Below are 20,379 nucleotides of genomic sequence, written 5' to 3' on the forward strand. Positions count from 1 at the left end.
GGCGGCCACCTACCCAACAAGGAGCGAATCAGCCATGCACGCGCCGGTCAGTACGCTGCGGGTCACCGTCCCCACCGAGTGGATCGACGTGAACGGCCACATGAACGCCACCCACTACGGCCTCGTCATCTACGAGGCCCACGTCACCTTCACCCGGCAACTCGGCCTGGGCGAGGACTACGTGCAGCGCACCGGCTGCGGCAAGGCCGTGCTCGCCAGCCACATGGTCTACGAACGGGAAGTGGCCCTGGGGGACGAACTGGAAGTGCGCTCCTGGCTACTGGCCGTGGACGCCAAGCGCCTGCACTTCTTCCATGAACTGCACAACCTCGGCAAAGGCTGCCGGGCAGCCACCGCGGAGCAGGTCGACATCCACATCGACCTCGCCCTGCGCCAATCCTCCGCATTGCCGGAGGCGCTATTCGCCGCGCTGAAACAACGCGTGCTCGCCAACCTCGACGCCGGCCCCCCGCCAGGCGTCGGCAACCCCATCCGGCCTCCCATCAACCGCTGGCTGAACACCTGAATCGCCAACCGGCCGCACATCGCCAAACGAACCCGTGGGAGCGAATTCATTCGCGAAAACCTCCCCATCCACACGCACGGCCCGGCGTGTACCTGCATCCTTGCCACTACGCAGCCGCTACTTAATCCGGCGAAACCGGAAACCCCGGTGGCTGCGCGGGGAAGCGCTCGACAGGGAGCACCTGGTCCTTTCCCGCCCAATACAGCAAACCGTCGGGTTCGTATTGAAGGGGGATATCGCACCTCTTCATGAGGAACCCTTGGCAGTAGATTTCAGAGGCCTGCGCCGGGTAGGGCTCGAATACGAACCTGTAGGTTCTTTCTTCGCCCGATCCCTTGATGCTGTAGGTGATGATTGGGTCCAACTTGTCGCCAGTCAGCAGGATTTTCAGGGACGACTTCGGCTCGATGATTTCGCAGGTCGGCACTGTCTGGTTCAGGTTGCAAACCTGGATGCGCGCATCGCTGTTGTTGAATACGATCATTTCGACCAGAAACGAGCATCCCGACAGGGCAAGCATGGCGGCCAGTACGGCAATCAGTCTGAGCATGGGGTTTGTACGCATCCGTGGTGGTGGTCTTTCATCCCTGGAGCAGGGCGGCGGTTCACAGCGCTCGTGCGCCGCCGGAAGCTGCGGATTTCACCTCGCTACGGAACGCCGCGCAACCACCTTGTAGGGGCGACTTCAATGGCTCTGTCTGCGTTAAGTGTTGCCAGGGGATTTGAGTCCGGCTGATTGCCGAGTTTTGTTGGCGCTTCTGGTTTCGCCCACCCGGGCGAGTCCCTTTTCCAATCGTTGAAAAGGAACCAAAAAACTTGCCCCTCCATACGGGTCTGGCTTCGCCAGACTTCCCTCGCTCCATCATCGTTCCAGGGGCACGCCGCGAAGGGCCATCCCTGGCCCATCGCGGCTCTCGCGACATCCATGTCGCTCAACCCCTTCCACGACGATTCGCTCGGCCTGCTGGGAAGGGGCGTTTGGCGGCTGCTCCAACCTCGATGCTCAAGACCTCATGTTGATGTGCGCATCACCATCGGATGAGTACCGCTTTTCGTAGGATGGGTAGAGCGGAGCGAAACCCATGCGGTGGCGGTGGCAGAAACCCTTGGGCACCCGGAAAGCATCGTGTTTGAGCGCTTGCTTAAAACCACAATAGCTAACGCCGACAGAACCACTTCAATCGCCCAGGGGGAACGCATTTGCCCCACAAGCCCCTCCCTATTCCGAGAGGGGCCAGGTTCGGGTCAGTTGGTCCAGAGGGGCAGTGCGCCCATCTTCATCAGTTGCCAGAAGTCCTGCTGGTTGCTGCGGCAGAGGTCCACCATCACATCCATCAGCGCACCCTCGCGGACTTCGTTGAGAAAGGGGCCGGGGGTGCCCTCGCGCCGGCCCGCGTTGTCCTGGATGATCGCCGCGATCATGTGCACGGCGTTCAACCGTGAATCCAGGCGCTCCAGCAGGTCGTGCAGGCGTTGCTGCTGCATATCCGTGCTCATGCCGACACCTCCTTGCCGCTGGCCATGAACAGCGGCAAATCCCGCCAGGCCACCCACTGCTCGCCCTGCCAGCGCACCACACCCAGCTGCCGGCCCTCGTAGGTCAGCGTTTCACGCGTCGGGGCCGCATCGGGCGTGCGGTGGTAGTCATGCAGCGTCGGTATCAGCACCTCGTTCACCCAGCGGCCCACATCGCCATGCTTGGGCCTACCGAACTGGAACAGCCCCCGGTAAGCGCCGATATCGCTGATCACCACCACCTCTTCATGGAAGTCGTCGGTGTAGCGGAGGGAGAGGGTTTGTTGCTCGTGAGGCTGCAAGGAAGGGAGCAAGGGCAGGGCATCGGCCAGGCCGATCAACTGCGCGAAATCATGGGCGACGAACCAGGGCTGGTTGTCGACCATCACGGCGCGTAGGCGTTGGTGGTGGTGATAGAAAACGAGGGGGGAATATGCGTTTTTCATGGTGAATCTCCTCTTGCGATAGGAAGGCTCCACCACCCGCGCTGTCATCAAGGGTGGCAGATCGCGCGGGGTTGACAGACCGAGGCAAGAGGACCCGGCAGACCACGAGGGTCTCCCCACGCGATCCGCCATATAGCGTTGCAGTTGAAAACTGCATGCGAGCAAGGGCCTGCAGAAGCAATTCGCCGCTTCCGCATGCACCGTTGAGGCGCAATCGCGCCTCTTGCTTTCGGGCTGTCAAACCCGGCCACGGGATTTACCGTGGCTGGGGGAGGATAGGGAGGAGGGAGGGGGAGGGCAAGGGGAGAGGGTGTTATTTAAAGAACTTATAGTGGCACTGCAAAGCAATCTTCATATGCATTGAGATGAGAATTAATTATTTATTGGCTATTGATTGCGACCTAAAGTAGCCACTTTGGCAATAATGGTTGCTGTATAAATGTAATTTTCTGCTATAAGCTTCCTCTGCTGTTTTAATATGTGGTCTGCCTTTTTGATGTTATGACTTTACTCAGTATTATTTATGTCACGCAAAATGCGTGCTGCTATGGTTCTGGATCTTAATTCCTGCATTGGTCCCCATTCTCCTAATCCTAAGTGGAATTTTTTATTTACATCAGGGGAGTTCGCAAGCTTGTTAAATGCGAGGCATTCTTCATACATCTCATCCCAGTGCTGTGTAACATTGTAACGCTGACGAGTGGGCATCTTGAATCGAGTTTCATCATCAAGAAGTAAGTCGGGTAATTCATATTTCTTCAGGTTGTGAGCGATGAAGCATGAAGTTCGTCGTATTCTTCTGTTTTTTAACATCGACGAAATATGCCCTTTGGGTTCAAATTTTCCTTTGTGCTTTCGCAGAAGACGAATTCCGGCGTTATACTCAAGGTCACTAAATGAGAGGGTATTGCCCTTATGGCTTGGTAGTTCTAGGCCGAAGTGTTTTAAAGTTGAAATTATTATGCTGAGCGGATCTTTTTCAAGAAGATCTGTCATTTCCTGATTTCCCAATCCAGTCTCATTTATATATTGATGTATAAGTAGGATTAGTTTAAAGGAAACAACTTGTCTAGACATTCCTCTGCAAAGATCATTGCAGAGTGCGTCACCTGTCTCCCGATTTGTGATGGTTCTTACTAAAAGATTTGCCATGGCAGACATATCTATGCCTGAAATGTTCAATGCAAAATCAAAAATAGCGACCGAGAGAGAAAGCTTCGAAAGAAAATTAAGCTCAGGAAAATGCAGTTTTATAAGGAGGTGGAGAATATTATATTCCAGCCTATTTGGGTCTTTTATGATCTCATCCAGTCGTGAGGAGATTCTCTGCTCGTGATAGTTACTCAGACTTCCACAGGTAGTTGATATCCACTTAGCCTCTGCCATCATCTCGTTGGCAACTGCATTTGCCTCAAGCAAAGAAAGCATACTTAATGGGGTTTCTGCGATCAAGTCACCGTGTTTTGATATGTGAATTATAATTATTGGGCCGTATTTTTTATCGTAAGTAACGGTGTGTGCTAATTTTATATTTTCAAGTCTAACTAGTCTGTGTATCTTGACTAGTTCCTTATGCATTAGGATTTCTGAAATATTCAACATTGAAACATTGACGGCCTCCTGGGCAGTTTCAGATATTTTGGACAGGGCTAAGTCTCTTCTAACTAAAAATTCAACGCCCCATACTGTGGTTGTTAGGTCTAGATAGTGAGTTAGCTCATGGGTTATTAGCTTGGTCGCCTCTATCAGGTCAAAATTAATAGTGTTTGAATCGACTTTTGGTTGAATTGATTTTTTTAGAAGTTTTTTATGTCTGCCGTCATATTTCTTAAAGTTAATTATGCTTGTGGCGTAGTCTAAGTAACCATCGATATCCGGAGAGCACAAAGTGCTTTTCTCTCTCAAGTTCATTAACTCCCTGTTGAAATTCGTGTCAGCACTCATGCGGTTTTTTGTGGGTGTGCTGTGTTTTAGTTGAAGTTCGAAGCAAGCTTCACCACGTCAAACCTCTTCTTTGTCTAGGAGTCCGTGGCTCGCCTACATATCCATCTAGGAGTTGCTGATTTTCTTCAAGGTATTTTCTGGCCCATGGCTGCAAGTTAAAAGCAAAGCCATCTAGAATGTCGCCTACATTGGCGGCGAGGTATGTGATCCTTTTGGATCTTAGTCCCGCCATGACTCCATCATCCATCCCGACATGTACTGTGTTTTGCTTATGTATTATATAGGGAATTAAGTAGCCCTTTTCTTCTGGGGTTAGGTTGTGCAGCAGGTCTTTGAGTTCTTTGTTTGCTTTTTTTTGTTTGTGGTCTTGCATGAGGAAGGTAAATATTCTTGCGATGCAGAATGAAAGTACTAGTAAGAAGGCTGGGCCCAGATATATGCGAAACTCCTCTCTGAAATTATCAACGGCTACTGCTTTTGCAAGTCCCTCTGGTAGAAATAAAATTAATCCAAGGACTGATAATATTGCGACTAAAAAAGCAGCGGGTACCTTTCTAAAGTACTCTGCAAGTTCTGTTATTTTTTCCATAAATGTAAGCTCGACTTTTCTGAGTGTAAGCTGATGGTGAAAGTTACATTGTTCCTATTTTTATGTTGAAGTTGCACGTAACTCTTGTTTTTTCTGAAGTTGTTTCGCCCAAGAAAATCGAGTGCAAGTTCAATTGGATTTATCTCGATGAAGTGCTAAAGAGGAGGATTGATCTTGAGAACCACTTGAAGTATTGACACGGGAGAAGCTGATCTACTGATCGAGCCGTCATTGCAGAGAAACAGGTCGCCGTCGCAGCGAGCGATGCCGCCCTTGCTGCCGGAGCACGGCGTATTGCCGGCGTACGCAGGCGGCGAAAGCGCAGCGAACGCCAGGGCGAGGAGGAGAAGGAGGCGGAGTGGTCCGGGCACTTTGAGCATCCTTGCAAGTGATGGCCCGATGCTATTCCTCAAGTCTTACCAAAGGCAAGGTGTTGGCTTACGACTGATTGCGCGCCCTTTGTTGAGCGCCACCTGAGCCTATCCACTCACTCCATTCCCGCCATTTCCCCGTCGTCCATCCGGACGATTCCCCCCTCTCTACAACCCGCCAGACTGCCGTCCAGCCCAGTAATCACCACAAGGCAGTCCCATGGAATTCGCGTTCAGCGATGAGCAGGAGATGATCCGCGAGTCCGCCGAGAGCTTTCTCGCGGATGTATCCGACTCCGCCGCCGTGCGTGCGGCGATGGCGTCCGAGCGGGGGTATGACCCTGCGCTGTGGCAGCGCCTGTGCACGGAGATGGTGTGGCCGGCCATTCATATTCCCGAGCAGTACGGCGGGTTGGGGCTGGGGTTCGTGGAGCTGGCGATTCTGCTGGAGCAGATGGGCCGGCGGCTGTTCTGTTCACCCTTTTTCGCCACGGCCTGCCTGGCCACGCCGGCGTTGTTGCTGGGCGGCAGTGATGCGCAGAAGGTGCGCTGGTTGCCGCAGTTGGCGGACGGCAGCCTGACCGCGACCCTGGCCTATGCGGGCAATAACCGTGAGGGGCTGGAGGCGGTGCAGGCGAGCGTGCGCGCCGAGGGGCGGGGCTTTGTGATCGAGGGGCGCTTGCGCCAGGTGCTGGATGGCCACGAGGCGGGGCTGCTGGTGGTGGCCGCGCGGGGCGATGAGGGCATCGAGCTGTTCGCCGTGCCCGCCGATACGCCCGGCATCCGCCGCCGCCTGGTGCCGACCCTGGACCCGACCCGCAAGCTGGCCCAGGTGGATTTCGAGCATGTGTATGTGCCGGCCGATGCGCGCCTGGGGGCGGCGGGGCAGGGCGGGGCGTTGCTGGAGCAGGTGCTGCAGCTGGCCTGCGTGGCCCTGGCGGCGGAGCAGACCGGCGGCGCCCAGCAGGCGCTGGACCTGACCCTGGCCTACACCGCCGAGCGCCAGCAGTTCGGCCGCGCCATCGCCAGCTTCCAGGCCATCAAGCACCGCGCCGCCGACATGATGCTGGAGGTGGAGTGTGCGCGCTCCGCCGCCTATTACGCCGCCTGCGTGGCCGAGGAGGCGCTGGCCGCCAACGGCGATGCGACGGTCGCCGCCGAGTTGCCGCTGGCCGCTGCCCTGGCCAAGTCGCGTTGCTCGGAGGCGTTTTTCCACTGTGCGGCGGAGTCGATCCAGCTGCATGGCGGCGTCGGCTTCACCTGGGAATACGACCCGCACCTCTATTTCAAGCGCGCCCGGGCCAGCGAGGCCCTGTTCGGTGCGCCGGCCTGGCACCGCGAGCGCATCGCCGCCGCCCTCCTGGGAGATATCGCATGAAGATCCGTTTCAGCGAGGCGGACGAAGCCTTCCGCCTGGAGGTGGCCAATTGGCTGGCCGAGAACCTGTGCGGCGAGTTCGAGCCGCTGCGCTTTCGCGGTGGGCCGGGGGACGAGCACAGCTTCCCCGAGGAGCGCAAAGCCTGGGAGCGCAAGCTCGCCGAGGGGCGCTGGACCTGCGTCGGCTGGGCGCCGGAGCACGGCGGCCGGGGGCTTTCCATCAGCCAGCAGGTGATCTTCCACGAGGAGTACGCCCGCGCCGGCGGGCCGGGGCGCATGGGCCATATCGGCGAAGGGCTGGCCGGGCCGACCATCGCCGCCTTCGGCACCGAGGAGCAGAAGCGCCGCCTGCTGCCGGGCATCGTCAGCGGCACCGAGTTCTGGTGCCAGGGCTATTCGGAGCCCAGCGCGGGCTCGGACCTGGCCAATGTGAAGACCCGCGCCGTGCTGGAGAACGGCCAGTGGCGCATCAGCGGGCAGAAGGTCTGGACCTCGCTGGCCCACGAGTCCGAATGGTGCTTCGTGATCGCCCGCACCACGCCGGGCAGCGTCGGCCACCAGGGGCTGTCGTTCCTGCTGGTGCCGATGCGCCAGGCGCAGGTGACGGTGCGGCCCATCGAGCAGCTCACCGGCACCTCGGAGTTCAACGAGGTGTTCTTCGACGAGGCCCTTACCGACGGCGCCAATATCCTCGGCGCGCCGGGCGATGGCTGGAAGATCGCCATGGCGCTGCTGGGCTTCGAGCGTGGCGTCTCGACCCTCGGCCAGCAGATGCTGTTCCACAACGAGCTGGAGGAGATCATCCGCATCGCCCGTGCCAATGGGGCGGCCCGCGACCCGCTGCTGCGCCAGCGCATCGCCGAGGCCTGGGGCGGGTTGCGCATCCTGCGCTACAACTCGCTGCGCATGCTCTCCGGCGCCCAGGACGGTTCGCTGCGCCGCGAGGCGATGATCTACAAGCTGTGCTGGGCCGAGTGGCATGTGGCACTGGGCAAGCTGGCCATGGACGTGCTCGGCCCCGACGCCGAACTGCTCGACGGCGCGCCCTACGAGCTGGGGCGCCTGCAGGCGATGTTCCTCTTCAGCCGCTCGGATTCAATCTACGGCGGCAGCAACGAAATCCAACGCAACATCATTGCCGAACGCGCGCTGGGCATGCCCCGCGAGCCGCGCGTGCGCGCCTGAGAGGTCACTGCATGAATGTTCCCATCTACGTCCCCGGCCACGGTTTGCTGCGCGGCCGCTCGGTGCTGATCACCGCCGCCGCCGGTGCCGGCATCGGTTATTCCGCCGCCCTGCGCGCCGCCGAGGAAGGCTGCCGCGCGCTGATGATCAGCGACATCCACGAGGGCCGGCTGCAGGAGGCACGGGAGAAGATCCGCGCCGCCACGGGCCTGGAGCAGGTGCATGCGCAGGTGTGCAACGTCACCGACGAAGCCCAGGTGCGCGCCCTGGTGGAGGCCGCCGAGCGTGAGCTGGCGGGCGTGGATGTGCTGATCAACAACGCTGGCCTGGGCGGTTCGCGCCTGCTGGTAGAGATGAGCGACGAAGAGTGGCAGCGGGTGCTGGACGTGACCCTCACCGGCACCATGCGCATGACCCGCGCCATGCTGCCGAAGATGATGGAGCGCCAGGGCGGGGTGATCGTCAACAACGCCTCGGTGCTCGGCTGGCGCGCGCAGAAGGAGCAGAGCCACTACGCCGCTGCCAAGGCCGGGGTGATGGCGCTGACCCGCTGCGCGGCGGTGGAGGCGGCTGAGCATGGCATCCGCATCAACGCGGTGAGCCCGAGCATCGCCCTGCATGACTTCCTCAAGCGCTCGGCGCCGAGGGAGCTGCTGGACCAGCTCGCCTCCCGCGAGGCCTTCGGCCGCGCCGCCGAGGTGTGGGAAGTGGCCAACGTGATGATGTTCCTGGCCAGCGACTACAGTTCCTACCTGACCGGCGAAGTGCTGTCGGTTTCCAGCCAGAGGGCCTGAGCATGACCCGCATCTTCGAAACCCCTGCCGCGCTGTTGCAGCGGGTGGGCGAGCCACTGGGCGAAAGCGAATGGATCACCCTCGACCAGGCGCGCATCGACGGCTTCGCCGAGGCCACGGGCGACCACCAGTGGATCCACGTTGACCCGGTGCGCGCGGCCAGCGGCCCCTTCGGCGCCTGCATCGCCCACGGCTACCTGACCCTGGCGCTGGTGAACCTGTTCCTGCCGCAACTGCTGGAAGTGCGCGGCGTGGCCATGGGCGTGAACTACGGCTGCGACCGGGTGCGCTTCCCCAACGTGGTGCGCGTGGGCAGCCGCGTGCGCGGCCGCGCCGAGCTGGTGGCCGCCGAGGAAGTGAAGGGCGGCGTGCAGGCCACCGTGCGCGTGAGCGTGGAAATCGAAGGCGAAGAGCGGCCGGGCTGCGTGGTGGACACCATCAGCCGGTATTACGCGGCCTAGTGCGATGCGTCTGTTTTCTGTGGGAGCGAATTCATTCGCGAAAGGGGCGCGAAGCGGCCCCGCTCTTCAGGGCAGCCCTGCGGGCTGCATCGCGAATGAATTCGCTCCCACAAAGAGCCCCATGAGCCCCATGAATTCGAGGACACCAGGATGAAAGAAGCCGTAATCGTTTCCACTGCCCGCACGCCCATCGGCAAAGCCTTTCGCGGGGCGTTCAACGACACCGAGGCGCCGGCGATGGGCGGGCATGTGGTGGGCGAAGCGTTGCGCCGCGCCGGCATCGCCCCAGGTGAGGTGGACGATGTGATCATCGGCGCCGCCGCCCAGCAGGGCACCCAGGCCTATAACCTCGGCCGCCTCTGCGCCATGGCCGCCGGGCTGCCGTCGAGCGTGGCCGGCATGGCGGTGGAGCGCCAGTGCTCCTCGGGGCTGATGAGCATCGCCCTGGCGGCGAAAGGCATCATCTGCGACGAGATCGACATCGCCGTCGCCGGTGGGCTGGAGTCCATCTCCCTGGTGCAGAACAAACACAAGAACAGCTACCGCAACCAGTCCGAAGCGGTGCTGCTGCACGACCCGCGCGCCTACATCCCAATGATCGAGACCGCCGAGATCGTCGCCGAGCGCTACGGCATCAGCCGCGAGGCCCAGGACGAGTACGCCTACCAGAGCCAGCTGCGCACCGCCCGGGCCCAGGCCGCCGGGCTGTTCGACGCCGAGCTGGCACCCCTGGCCGCACAGCGCCTGGTGCTGGACAAGGCCAGCGGCGAGAGCCGCCACGAGCCGGTGACCCTGACCCGCGACGAGTGCAACCGCGCCGACACCAGCCGCGAGAGCCTCGCCGCCCTGGCGCCGGTGTGGGCGGGCGGCCAGTGGACGGGCCCCGGGCGCTTCATCACCGCTGGCAACGCGTCGCAGCTGTCCGACGGTGCTTCGGCCTCGGTGCTGATGGGCGCCCAGGAGGCGGCGCGCCGTGGCCTGGAGCCTTTGGGCCTGTATCGCGGCCTGGCGGTGGCTGGTTGCGATGCCGACGAGATGGGCATCGGCCCTGTGTTCGCCATCCCCAAGCTGCTCAAGCGCCACGGCCTGAGCGTGGATCACATCGGCCTGTGGGAGCTGAACGAGGCCTTCGCCTGCCAGGTGCTGCATTGCCGCGATGCGCTGGGCATCCCGGACGAGCGCCTCAACGTCAACGGCGGCGCCATCGCCATCGGCCACCCGTTCGGCATGTCCGGTGCGCGTATGGTTGGCCATGCGCTGATCGAGGGTAAGCGCCGTGGCGTGCGCTACGTGGTGGTGAGCATGTGCATCGGCGGCGGCATGGGTGCCGCCGCTCTCTTCGAAGTCGCTTAAGGAGCTTTCTATGATCAGCCCGCAACAGATCCAGCAGACCATGGCGCGTTACATCGAATTGGTGGACGCCTGCGATATCGACGGCATCGTCGCGCTCTACGCCGCCGAGGCCACGGTGGAAGACCCGGTGGGCAGCCCGCTGCATCGGGGGCGCGAGGCCATCGCGCAGTTCTACCGCGAGGGCCTGGGCCGCGCCAACGCCCGCGCCCGGCAGACCGGCCCGGTGTCCGCCAGCCACGCCGGCAGCGGCGCGGTGCCCTTCTGCGTCGACGTCGACTGGAACGGCGCGCCCTGCTCGATCCAGGTGATCGACGTGATGGAGTTCGACGACGACGGCCTGATCCGCTCCATGAAGGCCTATTGGGGCGAGGCCAACTTCGTGCCCCGGGACGCGTCGTGAGCCTGGACGCTCGCCTCGCCCGGCTGGAGGCGCTGGAGACCATCCGCCTGCTCAAGCATCGCTACTTCAATGCCTGCGACCTGAAGCAGGTGGAGGTGATCCGCGCGTGCTTCGCCGAGGGCCCCATCGCCATCGACTACGGCCCGGTGGGCTGCTTCACCGAGCGCGACAGTTTCGTCGCGCTCTACCGCGAGATGGCCTGCAACGAGCGGGTGATCGACCTTCACCACGGCGCCAACCCGGAGATCGAATTGGTTGCGGACGATGAGGCGGTGGGGCGCTGGGCGCTCTACTACTTCAACCTCGACGCCGAGACCGGCGCCACGCGCCAGCTGGGCGGGCTCTATGAAGATCGTTACCGGTGCATCGACGGGGAATGGAAGATCGTCGCCACGGTGTTTCGGGCGCATTCGAGGGTGGAGTCTGTGGCTCCGGGTTGATGGGTTTCGTATCTCGCGTAACGCCGCTCGCCCCATCCCACGGACACGCGTTCGTAGGATGGGTAGAGCGCAGCGAAACCCATCAAAGCGTTTCAAGTCGGGAGAGTGTTCTGGGCTTATTTGATGGTGGCGCCTCGCCCGGCACAGTAGGTTGGTGCCGAGCGAAGCGAGGCCCAACGCGACCCGGCCCTGTTGGGCTTCGCAGGCTCAGCGCCAACCTACGAGTTCACTCCCGCCGCATTGAGAAAGGCTGGTTTCTCCCCGCCGCCATGCACGCAGATATCTGTGCCGCTCACGTAGCTGGAAAGCTTGGATGCGAGATAGAGGCAGGCATCGCCTATGTCTTCCGGCGTGGCCATGCGTTGCAGGGGAATGCCCGCCGCCACCCGCGCCACGCCTTCGGCATCGCCGTAATGCAGCTCGGCCTGCTCGGTGAAGATGAGCCCGGCGGTCACGGCGTTGACCCGCACCTTGGGTGCCCATTCCACTGCCAGGGAGCGGGTGAGGTTGAGCAGCCCGGCCTTGGCCGCGCCATAGGCGGCGGTGCCGGGGGAGGGGCGGGTGGCGCTGACGCTGCAGATATTGATGATGGCGCCGCCTTCGGCCTGCCCCTGCATGATGCCGTTGGCCAGTTGGCAGAGGTTGAGCGGGGCCAGCAGGTTGAGGCGCAGGATGGATTCGGAGAAGCGCGGCGAGGCGGTGGCCGCCTCGGCATGGGGCGCGCCGCCGGCGTTGTTGACCAGCACGTCGAGCCGGCCGAAGCGCGTTTCGATGGCGTTCACCAACGCCTGCAATTGCTCGATGTCGCGCACATCGCAGGGGATGAAGTGGGCGCTGCGCCCCGCGTGGCCGGGCAGCTCATCCGGCGCCTGGCGCCCGCAGATCACCACCTCGGCGCCCTGTTGCAGAAAGCGCAGGCTGATGCCCCGCCCCACGCCCTTGCCGCCGCCCGTTACCAGCACCACCTTGCCGGTGAGATCCAGTGCATCGCCCATCGCTGCTTCCTCCTGTTTATCGATGGGGGGAGGCTATTGCCTGCTCGCGTGGCTGCCCACGTCCGAGGGGACTAGGTGCGCGATGGACCTGTAGGGGCGAATTCATTCGCCCAAGGGTGGCGAAGCCGCCCCGGTGAGGTTCGTTGGGTAGCCCTGCGGTCTGCTTGGCGAATGAATTCGCCCCTACATCGATGTGCCAGGACATGTGGATAGTCGCGGAGGGGGCTCCTAGAAGGCGGGCGATGGGGCGGCTGTGGGGCTGTTTTTTGTGGGAGCGAATTCATTCGCGATGCAGCCCGCAGGGCTGCCTTGAAGAGCGGGGCCGCTTCGCGCCCCTTTCGCGAATGAATTCGCTCCTACGGGAAAGGGGAGTGCCGATACGCTGCTAGTCCTCTCGGACGATGTTGCCCAGCGGGGTGGGCCGAATAATCCGGCTACGACAACCAACCGAGGAGAGCTCCATGGGCGCGCTACCGCAAGGGCGATTCGCCACGCTGCCGGATGGCCTGCGATTGCACTACCTGGACATCGGCGAGGGTGAGCCGGTGGTGTTCATCCACGGCAGCGGCCCGGGGGCCAGCGGCCACAGCAACTTCAAGCAGAACCACCCGGTGTTCACCGAGGCCGGCTACCGGGTGATCGTGCCGGACCTGCCCGGCTATGGCGCCTCCGACAAGCCGGAAACCGTCTACAGCCTGGACTTCTTCGTCGCCGCCCTGAGCGGCCTGCTGGATGCGCTGGATATCCAGCGCTGCGTGCTGGTGGGCAACTCCCTGGGTGGCGCCATCGCCCTCCAGCTGGCGCTGAACGAGCCCCAGCGCGTGAGCCGCCTGGTGCTGATGGCACCCGGCGGGCTGCTGGAGAAGGAGCAGTACTACCAGCAGATGGAGGGCATCCAGAAGATGGGGGCGGCCTTCGCCAATGGCGAGCTCAACGACGCCGTCGGCATGCGCCGCCTGCTGGCCCTGCAGCTGTTCGACCCGGCACTGATCACCGACGAAACCGTCAACGAGCGTGTGGCCGTGGTGCAGCAGCAACCGCGCTGCGTACTCGGCAGCATGCAGGTGCCCAACCTCACCGGGCGCCTGGCCGAGCTGGCTTGCCCGATCCTCGGCTTCTGGGGCATGAACGATAAATTCTGCCCGGTATCCGGCGCGCAGACGATGATGGAGCGCTGCCGCGACATCCGTTTCGTGCTGCTCAGCGAGTGCGGGCACTGGGTGATGGTGGAGCACCGCGAGCTGTTCAACCGCACCTGCCTGGACTTCCTCGCGGAGGGCCGGCCATGAACGAGGTGCTGCATCGCCTGCACGGCGAAGCGCTCTACCAGGCGCTGATCGGCGGTCGCACCCTGGAACCGCTGACCACCCGGTGGCCGGAGATCACCCTCGACGACGCTTACCGCGTGTCCCTCTACGCCATGGAGCGGCGCGTGGCGGCGGGGGATGTGGTGGTGGGCAAGAAGATCGGCGTCACCTCGGCGGCGGTGCAGCGCATGCTCGATGTGCACCAGCCGGACTTCGGCTTCATCACCCGCGACATGGCGTTCGAGGATGGCGCGGAGATTTCCCTCTCCGCCAACCGCCTGATCCAGCCGCGCGCCGAGGGCGAGATCGCCTTCCGCCTCAAGCATGACCTGCAGGGGCCGGGCGTCACCGAACAGGACGTGCTGGAGGCCACCGAATACGTGATGCCCTGCTTCGAGATCGTCGACTCGCGCATCCACGACTGGAAGATCCGCATCCAGGACACGGTGGCCGACAACGCTTCCTGCGGGGTGTTCGTGCTCGGCCGCGAGCAGGTGGACCCGCGCCAGCTAGACCTGCCCAACCTGCGCATGCAGGTGTTCAAGAACGGCACGCGCATCAGCGAGGGCCTGGGCTCGGCGGTGCAGGGCAACCCGCTGACGGCGGTGGCCTGGCTGGCCAACACCCTGGGCGCGCTGGGCATTCCCTTCAAGGCGGGGGAGATCATCCTCTCCGGCTCGCTGGTGCCGCTGGAGCCGGCCCGCGCCGGCGACGACTTCTCACTGACCATCGACGGCCTGGGCAGCGCCCGGGTGTCCTTCCGCGACTGACCGGGGCACGAACATGAACAGGAAACTCAAGGCGGCCATCATCGGGCCGGGCAATATCGGCACCGACCTGCTGATCAAGATGCGCCGTTCCGAATGGATCGAGCCGGTGTGGATGGTGGGTGTCGACCCGACCTCCGAGGGCTTGAAGCGCGCCGCCGAATTCGGCCTTAAGACCACCGCCGAGGGCGTCGACGGCCTGCTGCCGCATGTGCTGGACGACGACATCCGCATCGCCTTCGACGCCACCTCCGCCTATGTGCACGCGGAGAACAGCCGCAAGCTCAATGAGCTGGGCGTGATCATGGTCGACCTCACGCCGGCGGCCATCGGCCCCTTCTGCGTGCCGCCGGTGAACCTGCGCGAGCACGCGGCGACGCTGGCGATGAACGTCAACATGGTCACCTGCGGCGGCCAGGCCACCATCCCCATGGTGGCGGCGGTGTCGCGGGTGCAGCCGGTGGAGTACGGCGAGATCGTCGCCACCGTGTCGTCCGGTTCGGTGGGGCCGGGCACCCGACAGAACATCGATGAATTCACCCGCACCACCGCCGGCGCGGTGGAGAAGATCGGCGGCGCCAAGCGCGGCAAGGCGATCATAGTCATCAACCCGGCCGAGCCGCCGCTGATGATGCGCGACACCATCCATTGCCTCACCGAGGGCGAGCCGGACCAGGCGGCGATCCGCGCTTCGGTGCTGGAGATGGTGCGCGAGGTGCAGCGCTACGTGCCGGGCTACAAGCTGATCAACGGCCCGGTGTTCGAGGGGCGCAAGGTTTCGGTGTTCATCGAGGTGGAGGGGCTGGGCGACTTCCTGCCCAAGTCCGCCGGCAACCTGGACATCATGACCGCCGCCGGCCTGCGCACCGCCGAGATGTTCGCCGAAGAGGCCCACAAGGGCGCTCTGAAACTACCCGCCCGCTGATTGGAGAACCCCATGAACCTGCAAGGTAAGCACGTGCGCCTGCACGACATGAGCCTGCGCGACGGCATGCACGCCAAGCGCCACCAGATCAGCCTGGACGAGATGATCGCCGTGGCTACCGGGCTCGACGCCGCCGGCGTGCCGCTGATCGAGATCACCCACGGCGACGGCCTGGGCGGCAGTTCGCTGAACTACGGCTTCCCGGCCCATTCGGACGAGGCGTACTTCGATGCGGTGATCCCCAAGCTCAAGCAGGCCAAGGTGTCCGCCCTGCTGCTGCCGGGCATCGGCACGCTGGAGCACCTGAAGATGGCCCACGGCTGCGGCGTTTCCACCATTCGCGTGGCCACCCACTGCACCGAGGCGGATGTCTCGGGCCAGCACATCGGCATGGCCGCGAAGATGGGCTTGGACACCGTGGGCTTCCTGATGATGGCGCACATGGTCAGCGCCGAGAAACTGCTGGAGCAGGCGCGGTTGATGGAAGGCTACGGCGCCAACTGCATCTACTGCACCGACTCGGCCGGCTACATGCTGCCCGACGAGGTGAGCGAGAAGATCGGCGTGCTGCGCGCGGGGCTGGAGGCGGGCACCGAGGTGGGCTTCCACGGCCACCACAACATGGGCATGGCCATCGCCAACTCCCTGGCCGCCATCGAGGCCGGCGCGGCGCGCATCGACGGCTCGGTGGCCGGGCTCGGCGCCGGGGCGGGCAACACGCCGCTGGAGGTGTTCGTCGCGGTGCTGGAGCGCATGGGCGTGAACAGCGGCATCGACCTCTACCGCATCATGGACGTGGCCGAAGACCTGGTGGTGCCGATGATGGACCAGCCCATCCGCGTCGACCGCGATGCGCTGACCCTGGGCTATGCCGGCGTATACAGCTCGTTCCTGCTGTTCGCCAAGCGCGCCGAGCAGAAGTACGGCGTCCAGGCCCGCGAGCTGCTGGTGGAACTGGGCCGGCGCGGCACCGTGGGCGGGCAGGAAGACATGATCGAAGACCTGGCTCTGACCCTCTCCCGCCAGCGCGGCGTGCTGCCCACGTAGCCCGGGCTTCAGCCCGGGAGGGGCGGCGCTCCGACCACCACCCTTTTCCCACCACTGATCAGAAACCCGCCCCATGCGCCGAACCCGGCCATGGGGCGGTTGCCCAACGGACGTATCATCGGCACACAACCCTCAGCGAGGTACGGCCATGAAGCTCTTCCGTTGTGCGCTGCTGGCCCTGGTGGCGAGCTGTGCGATTCCCGCCCTGGCCGCCGAACCGAACGGGCAGCAGACCCTCCGCGTCATCCCCAAGACCTACGTCAGCCCCGGCGCCAGCGGCAGCGTCGACACCTACGAAAGCAGCCAGCGCTACGACGTGTACGGCGGGCAGCGCGTGCCCAGCGACATCAACTCCACCCGCAGCAGCTCCGGCTATAGCAGCCAGGACATCCAGCAGCGCGGCGGCATCCGCCAGACCACCGAATACCCCAATGGCCTGATCATCGAGCGGGTGCCGGGGCAGGGCACCACGCAGTATTACCGGCGGGAGTGATCCGTCGTTGTTTCGGTGGGAGCGAATTCATTCGCGATGCCAGGCCGCCGGCCTATCGCGGATGCACCCGCAGCGTAGGGTGGACCACGCTTCATCGGTCCACCAATCGAGGTCATGCCGGGCATCGCTGGTGGATGAATAAAGCGCCATCCACCCTACGCAGCGGTCATGTCCCTGCCTGTGGATTGCCGCCTCTCCCGTGGGAGCGAATTCATTCGCGATCGGTTTTTCCCGATGGCACCTCTGCGCCGATCTCCCGCTTCGCTTGGCCCTCCCGCTGCGAACGTGCTGCGAAAAAAAAGCCTGTTGGCGACCGGTGGGGGCTGAATCCACGGGCTTTTTGTTCTCTATAATGTCGACCAGTTCGCAACGGCGATCTTCATCCCAATCTGCATCTGGTAGCCCGTCACGTGAAAATCCGAACCTCGCTCTTCAAGGCCCTGTTCCTCTGCACCAGCCTCGCACTGGCCAGCCCTGCCAACGCCCAGACCCCCGCACCCCTGCGCGACCCGGCGCAACTGCAACTCGCCTCCGGCAGCGCCATGCTGCTGGACCTGAAGACCAACAAGATCATCTATTCCAACAACCCCGACCTGGTGGTGCCCATCGCCTCGGTCACCAAGCTGATGACCGCCCTGGTGGTGCTCGAAGCCAAGCAGTCGATGAGCGAAGTCATCGCCATCGACATCAGCCAGACCAAGGAAATGAAGGGCGTGTACTCGCGCGTGCGCCTGGGCAGCCAGGCCACCCGCCACGACATGCTGCTGATGGCGCTGATGTCGTCCGAGAACCGCGCCGCCGCAACCCTGGCCCACCACTACCCGGGAGGCTACCCGGCCTTCATCGCCGCGATGAACGCCAAGGCCCGCGCCCTGGGCATGAAGCACACCCGCTTCGTCGAGCCTACCGGCCTGTCGCTGAACAACGTCTCCACCGCCCATGACCTGGTGCAGCTGCTGGTGGCGAGCAACAAGTACCCGCTGCTCAGCGAGCTCAGCACCACCAAGGAAAAGACCATCACCTTCGTCAAGCCGCGCTACAGCCTGGGCTTCAGCAACACTAACCATCTCACCCGCAAGGCTGACTGGAACATCGAGCTGACCAAGACCGGCTTCACCGACGAGGCCGGCCACTGCCTGGTGATGCGCACCCGCATGGGCAACCAGCAGGTGGCCATGGTGCTGCTCGACGCCTTCGGCAAGTACACCCACTTCGCCGACGCCACGCGCATGCGCCGCTGGGTGGAAACCGGCAAGAGCGGCCCCATCCCGGTCGCCGCCAAGGCCTACCGCCAGCAGAAGGACTCGGCGCGCAAGCAGCAGATGATCGCCACGCCGAACTGATCCGGCGCGTCGCTCTTCACGTCCAGTGATTCAGGCCGGCGGGGTTCAACCCTGCCGGCCTTGTCGTGCTCAGGCGATTTCGGCGAAGCGCTCGATGGGCGGCTGCTCGCGTTGTTCGGCCTGCCAGAGGTCGTAGCTGCCCTGCATGGCCAGCCACATGCGCGCGGTGCTGATGCCGGCGCGTTCGAGCCGTACCGCCAGGTCCGGGCTGATCGGCGCGTGGCCGTGCATGATCCGCGACAGGGTTTCGCGGGCGATGCTCAGGCGCCGGGCCATCTCCGCGATGCTGATGCCCAGCGTGGGGAGCACGTCCTCGAGGAGGATTTCGCCCGGGTGGGGAGGGTTGTGCTGGGTCATGTCGGCCTCCTCAGTGGTAGTCCAGGTAATCGAGCAGTTCGACGTCGTTGTCGATGAAACGGAAGATCACGCGCCAGTTGCCGCTGATGCTGATCGACCACCAGGACTCCAGGTCGCCTTTCAGCGGGTGCAAACGCCAGCCCGGGATATTCAAGTCGGCCGGCCCGTGGGCGTTTTCCAGCATCAACAGGGCGCGGGACAGACGCTTGGCGTGCTCCGCGATGATGCCCTTCGTCGAGCCCGTCTCGTAGAAGAGACGTAATCCCTTGTGCCTGAAGCTCCTGATCATGGCGAAGAATCGTGATCCATTGGGTCACGCTTTGCAAGCTGCCGCCCGGCACCTCACCCCAGCATCACCGGCAACAGCACCGCCGTCGCCACGCCCGCCAGGCTCATGGCCAGGGCGGCGAAGGCGCCTGTCTCGCTGTTTTCCTGCAGCGCCTGGGCGGTGCCGACGGCGTGGGCGGTGAGGCCCAGGGCGAGGCCGCGTGCGGCGGGGTGGGTGACCCGTGCCATGCGCAGCAGGGCCGGGCCGAGGGCGGCGCCGAGCACGCCGGTGATCATCACGAACACCGCCGCCAGCGAGGCGCTGCCGCCCAGTTGTTCGGCGACCAGGATGGCGATGGGCGAGGTCACCGACTTCGGCGCCAGGGTCATCAGCATGGCGTGGCCGGCGCCCAGCAGGTGGGCCAGCAGCAGGGTCAGCGCCAGGGTCACCATGCCTCCTACCGCGAGGGCGATGAGCACCGGCCAGAACAGCTGGCGGATGCGCGGCAGGTTCAGGTACAGCGGCACCGCCAGGGCCACGGTGGCCGGGCCCAGCAGCAGCCAGAGCATGCTCGAGGCGCTGCGGTAGGTGGCGTAGTCGATGCCGCAGGCGAGCAAGGCGGCGACCACCAGCAGGGTGCCCACCAGCACCGGTTGCGCCAGCACCGAGCGGGTCTTTTCGAACAGCAGCAGCGCCAGCTGGTAGGCGCCCAGGGTCAGGGCGAGGTGGAACAGCGGGTGGTCGCTGACGCCGGGCAGCAGCGGGGCGCTCATGGGCGGTGCTCCGGGCGGCTGCGGCGGATCAGCGCCTGCATCAGCCAGCCGGTGAGCGGGATGCCCACCAGCAGGGAGCCCAGCAGCGCCGCAGCGATGGCCCAGAAGTCCCGGCCGATGGTTTCCACGTGCAGCATGATCCCCACCGCCGGCGGCACCAGCAGCAGGGGCAGGTATTTCAGCAGCTGGCCGCTGGCATCCCCCAGCGTCGCCGGCACCCCGCCGCGCAGCACGAGGAAGGCCAGCAGCAGGAGTAGGCCGAGCACCGGCCCCGGCAGCAGCGGGAGGACGAAGTGGTTGAGGGCCGAGCCCAGGAGCAGGAACGACAACAGCAGGAACATCCCGCGCAGCATGGCGACGCTTTCCGAGTGACGAGTCGAGGGAGCGTCACTATGAAAGGTGCGCGGCCCTGGAAAACAGCGCCAGTTGCCGGGGTAAAAGGCGGTGCAGACGGCGGCGTCAGGCCAGCCAGTCGTCCTTGTCGTCGGGTTCCTCGTCGGGCGCGAGCCCGTGGATGAGGTACCAGCGCACGGCGAGGTGGACCCCGACGGCGGCCGTGACCACCAGCAGGATGTGCAGCGACTCCGAATCCATGAGTTCCCCAGGGCAGTGAGGCGACTGCTGCAACGCTATCTGCCCAGGCGGGCGTTGAACAGGTGCAGTGGGCGCTGTTTACCGCCAGCACAGTGGTCGTGGCTGGCTA

Annotated in this window: 25 protein-coding genes and 1 pseudogene; 14 read left to right on the forward strand and 12 right to left on the reverse strand. The window is 63.5% G+C overall.

Features of this window, described 5'->3' with window-relative positions; genetic code table 11:
* Positions 1 to 34: 34 nt before the first annotated feature.
* Positions 35 to 526 (forward strand): thioesterase family protein, encoded by a 492-nt coding sequence (locus PI990_RS07190; protein WP_271660205.1) that lies wholly within the window; start codon positions 35 to 37, stop codon positions 524 to 526.
* A 121-nt stretch (positions 527 to 647) separates the two neighbouring features.
* Here PI990_RS07190 and PI990_RS07195 read toward each other — a convergent pair whose 3' ends face one another.
* The 6 genes and pseudogenes from PI990_RS07195 to PI990_RS31530 form a co-directional block, all read right to left on the reverse strand.
* Positions 648 to 1,076 (reverse strand): hypothetical protein, encoded by a 429-nt coding sequence (locus PI990_RS07195; RefSeq protein ID WP_271660206.1) that lies wholly within the window; start codon positions 1,074 to 1,076, stop codon positions 648 to 650.
* 695 nt (positions 1,077 to 1,771) lie between these two features.
* On the reverse strand, positions 1,772 to 2,023 hold the full coding sequence (locus PI990_RS07200; protein WP_271660207.1) for a hypothetical protein: 252 nt from the start codon (positions 2,021 to 2,023) through the stop codon (positions 1,772 to 1,774).
* Positions 2,020 to 2,487 carry a BRO-N domain-containing protein gene (locus PI990_RS07205; RefSeq protein WP_271660208.1) on the reverse strand — a complete coding sequence of 156 codons (468 nt, stop codon included), beginning with the start codon at positions 2,485 to 2,487 and terminating at the stop codon, positions 2,020 to 2,022. Before PI990_RS07205 ends, PI990_RS07200 begins: the two co-directional genes overlap by 4 nt.
* A 507-nt stretch (positions 2,488 to 2,994) precedes the next feature.
* Entirely contained in the window at positions 2,995 to 4,431 is a 1,437-nt protein-coding gene (locus tag PI990_RS07210; RefSeq protein ID WP_271660209.1) for a hypothetical protein, read from the reverse strand.
* 49 nt (positions 4,432 to 4,480) lie between these two features.
* A complete protein-coding gene (locus tag PI990_RS07215) occupies positions 4,481 to 5,020 on the reverse strand; it encodes a super-infection exclusion protein B (RefSeq protein ID WP_271660210.1) in 540 nt (179 codons plus the stop codon).
* Positions 5,021 to 5,229: 209 nt separating this feature from the next.
* Positions 5,230 to 5,400: pseudogene (locus PI990_RS31530) on the reverse strand (hypothetical protein); the annotation flags it as partial.
* Between the two features lie 211 nt (positions 5,401 to 5,611).
* Here PI990_RS31530 and PI990_RS07220 point away from each other — a divergent pair.
* From PI990_RS07220 to PI990_RS07250, 7 genes are all read left to right on the forward strand, one after another.
* The gene (locus tag PI990_RS07220; RefSeq protein ID WP_271660211.1) at positions 5,612 to 6,769 is read left to right on the forward strand and encodes an acyl-CoA dehydrogenase family protein; all 1,158 of its coding nucleotides are present in this window, start codon (positions 5,612 to 5,614) and stop codon (positions 6,767 to 6,769) included.
* Positions 6,766 to 7,953 (forward strand): acyl-CoA dehydrogenase family protein, encoded by a 1,188-nt coding sequence (locus PI990_RS07225; RefSeq protein WP_271660212.1) that lies wholly within the window; start codon positions 6,766 to 6,768, stop codon positions 7,951 to 7,953. Before PI990_RS07220 ends, PI990_RS07225 begins: the two co-directional genes overlap by 4 nt.
* An 11-nt stretch (positions 7,954 to 7,964) precedes the next feature.
* Positions 7,965 to 8,747: an SDR family oxidoreductase gene (locus tag PI990_RS07230; protein WP_271660213.1), complete on the forward strand. Its 783-nt coding sequence runs from the start codon at positions 7,965 to 7,967 to the stop codon at positions 8,745 to 8,747.
* Positions 8,748 to 8,749: 2 nt separating this feature from the next.
* Positions 8,750 to 9,208 (forward strand): MaoC family dehydratase, encoded by a 459-nt coding sequence (locus PI990_RS07235; RefSeq protein WP_111264713.1) that lies wholly within the window; start codon positions 8,750 to 8,752, stop codon positions 9,206 to 9,208.
* A 150-nt stretch (positions 9,209 to 9,358) separates the two neighbouring features.
* Complete coding sequence (locus PI990_RS07240) at positions 9,359 to 10,561, forward strand: acetyl-CoA C-acyltransferase (protein ID WP_271660214.1); 1,203 nt, start codon at positions 9,359 to 9,361, stop codon at positions 10,559 to 10,561.
* Between the two features lie 10 nt (positions 10,562 to 10,571).
* Positions 10,572 to 10,961 (forward strand): nuclear transport factor 2 family protein, encoded by a 390-nt coding sequence (locus PI990_RS07245; RefSeq protein ID WP_271660215.1) that lies wholly within the window; start codon positions 10,572 to 10,574, stop codon positions 10,959 to 10,961.
* Positions 10,958 to 11,401, forward strand: a complete 444-nt coding sequence (locus tag PI990_RS07250; RefSeq protein ID WP_271660216.1) for a nuclear transport factor 2 family protein — start codon at positions 10,958 to 10,960, stop codon at positions 11,399 to 11,401. The genes PI990_RS07245 and PI990_RS07250 overlap by 4 nt, the downstream gene beginning before the upstream one ends.
* Before the next feature lie 218 nt (positions 11,402 to 11,619).
* On the opposite strand, the gene PI990_RS07255 is transcribed toward PI990_RS07250, so the two are convergent.
* Positions 11,620 to 12,396 (reverse strand): SDR family oxidoreductase, encoded by a 777-nt coding sequence (locus PI990_RS07255; protein WP_271660217.1) that lies wholly within the window; start codon positions 12,394 to 12,396, stop codon positions 11,620 to 11,622.
* A gap of 461 nt (positions 12,397 to 12,857) precedes the next feature.
* Between PI990_RS07255 and PI990_RS07260 the strand changes: the two genes are divergently transcribed.
* From PI990_RS07260 to pbpG, 6 genes are all read left to right on the forward strand, one after another.
* Positions 12,858 to 13,685 carry an alpha/beta fold hydrolase gene (locus tag PI990_RS07260; RefSeq protein ID WP_271660218.1) on the forward strand — a complete coding sequence of 276 codons (828 nt, stop codon included), beginning with the start codon at positions 12,858 to 12,860 and terminating at the stop codon, positions 13,683 to 13,685.
* Positions 13,682 to 14,473 carry a fumarylacetoacetate hydrolase family protein gene (locus tag PI990_RS07265; protein ID WP_271660219.1) on the forward strand — a complete coding sequence of 264 codons (792 nt, stop codon included), beginning with the start codon at positions 13,682 to 13,684 and terminating at the stop codon, positions 14,471 to 14,473. The genes PI990_RS07260 and PI990_RS07265 overlap by 4 nt, the downstream gene beginning before the upstream one ends.
* Positions 14,474 to 14,486: 13 nt before the next feature.
* A complete protein-coding gene (locus tag PI990_RS07270) occupies positions 14,487 to 15,395 on the forward strand; it encodes an acetaldehyde dehydrogenase (acetylating) (protein ID WP_271660220.1) in 909 nt (302 codons plus the stop codon).
* A 12-nt stretch (positions 15,396 to 15,407) separates the two neighbouring features.
* Positions 15,408 to 16,442: a 4-hydroxy-2-oxovalerate aldolase gene (gene dmpG / locus PI990_RS07275; protein ID WP_271660221.1), complete on the forward strand. Its 1,035-nt coding sequence runs from the start codon at positions 15,408 to 15,410 to the stop codon at positions 16,440 to 16,442.
* 148 nt (positions 16,443 to 16,590) lie between these two features.
* Entirely contained in the window at positions 16,591 to 16,935 is a 345-nt protein-coding gene (locus PI990_RS07280; RefSeq protein ID WP_271660222.1) for a hypothetical protein, read from the forward strand.
* 410 nt (positions 16,936 to 17,345) lie between these two features.
* On the forward strand, positions 17,346 to 18,278 hold the full coding sequence (pbpG, locus tag PI990_RS07285) for a D-alanyl-D-alanine endopeptidase (protein WP_263401281.1): 933 nt from the start codon (positions 17,346 to 17,348) through the stop codon (positions 18,276 to 18,278).
* 69 nt (positions 18,279 to 18,347) lie between these two features.
* Here pbpG and PI990_RS07290 read toward each other — a convergent pair whose 3' ends face one another.
* From PI990_RS07290 to PI990_RS07310, 5 genes are all read right to left on the reverse strand, one after another.
* Positions 18,348 to 18,635: a HigA family addiction module antitoxin gene (locus PI990_RS07290; protein WP_043242556.1), complete on the reverse strand. Its 288-nt coding sequence runs from the start codon at positions 18,633 to 18,635 to the stop codon at positions 18,348 to 18,350.
* Positions 18,636 to 18,645: 10 nt separating this feature from the next.
* The gene (locus PI990_RS07295) at positions 18,646 to 18,924 is read right to left on the reverse strand and encodes a type II toxin-antitoxin system RelE/ParE family toxin (protein ID WP_043242561.1); all 279 of its coding nucleotides are present in this window, start codon (positions 18,922 to 18,924) and stop codon (positions 18,646 to 18,648) included.
* Between the two features lie 53 nt (positions 18,925 to 18,977).
* A complete protein-coding gene (locus tag PI990_RS07300) occupies positions 18,978 to 19,676 on the reverse strand; it encodes an LrgB family protein (RefSeq protein WP_271660223.1) in 699 nt (232 codons plus the stop codon).
* Positions 19,673 to 20,029: a CidA/LrgA family protein gene (locus PI990_RS07305; RefSeq protein ID WP_271660224.1), complete on the reverse strand. Its 357-nt coding sequence runs from the start codon at positions 20,027 to 20,029 to the stop codon at positions 19,673 to 19,675. Before PI990_RS07305 ends, PI990_RS07300 begins: the two co-directional genes overlap by 4 nt.
* A 106-nt stretch (positions 20,030 to 20,135) precedes the next feature.
* Positions 20,136 to 20,270, reverse strand: a complete 135-nt coding sequence (locus PI990_RS07310) for a hypothetical protein (protein ID WP_271660225.1) — start codon at positions 20,268 to 20,270, stop codon at positions 20,136 to 20,138.
* Positions 20,271 to 20,379: the final 109 nt, after the last annotated feature.

The organism is Pseudomonas sp. TUM22785, assembly GCF_028198105.1.
GTDB lineage: Bacteria > Pseudomonadota > Gammaproteobacteria > Pseudomonadales > Pseudomonadaceae > Metapseudomonas > Metapseudomonas solani.

Coding starts and splice junctions, on each gene's coding strand:
- PI990_RS07190 (WP_271660205.1), top strand. CDS start 35: ATGCACGCGCCGGTCAGTACGCTGCGGGTCACCGTCCCCACCGAGTGG.
- PI990_RS07195 (WP_271660206.1), bottom strand. CDS start 1,076: ATGCTCAGACTGATTGCCGTACTGGCCGCCATGCTTGCCCTGTCGGGA.
- PI990_RS07200 (WP_271660207.1), bottom strand. CDS start 2,023: ATGAGCACGGATATGCAGCAGCAACGCCTGCACGACCTGCTGGAGCGC.
- PI990_RS07205 (WP_271660208.1), bottom strand. CDS start 2,487: ATGAAAAACGCATATTCCCCCCTCGTTTTCTATCACCACCACCAACGC.
- PI990_RS07210 (WP_271660209.1), bottom strand. CDS start 4,431: ATGAGTGCTGACACGAATTTCAACAGGGAGTTAATGAACTTGAGAGAG.
- PI990_RS07215 (WP_271660210.1), bottom strand. CDS start 5,020: ATGGAAAAAATAACAGAACTTGCAGAGTACTTTAGAAAGGTACCCGCT.
- PI990_RS07220 (WP_271660211.1), top strand. CDS start 5,612: ATGGAATTCGCGTTCAGCGATGAGCAGGAGATGATCCGCGAGTCCGCC.
- PI990_RS07225 (WP_271660212.1), top strand. CDS start 6,766: ATGAAGATCCGTTTCAGCGAGGCGGACGAAGCCTTCCGCCTGGAGGTG.
- PI990_RS07230 (WP_271660213.1), top strand. CDS start 7,965: ATGAATGTTCCCATCTACGTCCCCGGCCACGGTTTGCTGCGCGGCCGC.
- PI990_RS07235 (WP_111264713.1), top strand. CDS start 8,750: ATGACCCGCATCTTCGAAACCCCTGCCGCGCTGTTGCAGCGGGTGGGC.
- PI990_RS07240 (WP_271660214.1), top strand. CDS start 9,359: ATGAAAGAAGCCGTAATCGTTTCCACTGCCCGCACGCCCATCGGCAAA.
- PI990_RS07245 (WP_271660215.1), top strand. CDS start 10,572: ATGATCAGCCCGCAACAGATCCAGCAGACCATGGCGCGTTACATCGAA.
- PI990_RS07255 (WP_271660217.1), bottom strand. CDS start 12,396: ATGGGCGATGCACTGGATCTCACCGGCAAGGTGGTGCTGGTAACGGGC.
- PI990_RS07260 (WP_271660218.1), top strand. CDS start 12,858: ATGGGCGCGCTACCGCAAGGGCGATTCGCCACGCTGCCGGATGGCCTG.
- PI990_RS07265 (WP_271660219.1), top strand. CDS start 13,682: ATGAACGAGGTGCTGCATCGCCTGCACGGCGAAGCGCTCTACCAGGCG.
- PI990_RS07270 (WP_271660220.1), top strand. CDS start 14,487: ATGAACAGGAAACTCAAGGCGGCCATCATCGGGCCGGGCAATATCGGC.
- dmpG (WP_271660221.1), top strand. CDS start 15,408: ATGAACCTGCAAGGTAAGCACGTGCGCCTGCACGACATGAGCCTGCGC.
- PI990_RS07280 (WP_271660222.1), top strand. CDS start 16,591: ATGAAGCTCTTCCGTTGTGCGCTGCTGGCCCTGGTGGCGAGCTGTGCG.
- PI990_RS07290 (WP_043242556.1), bottom strand. CDS start 18,635: ATGACCCAGCACAACCCTCCCCACCCGGGCGAAATCCTCCTCGAGGAC.
- PI990_RS07295 (WP_043242561.1), bottom strand. CDS start 18,924: ATGATCAGGAGCTTCAGGCACAAGGGATTACGTCTCTTCTACGAGACG.
- PI990_RS07300 (WP_271660223.1), bottom strand. CDS start 19,676: ATGAGCGCCCCGCTGCTGCCCGGCGTCAGCGACCACCCGCTGTTCCAC.
- PI990_RS07305 (WP_271660224.1), bottom strand. CDS start 20,029: ATGCTGCGCGGGATGTTCCTGCTGTTGTCGTTCCTGCTCCTGGGCTCG.
- PI990_RS07310 (WP_271660225.1), bottom strand. CDS start 20,270: ATGGATTCGGAGTCGCTGCACATCCTGCTGGTGGTCACGGCCGCCGTC.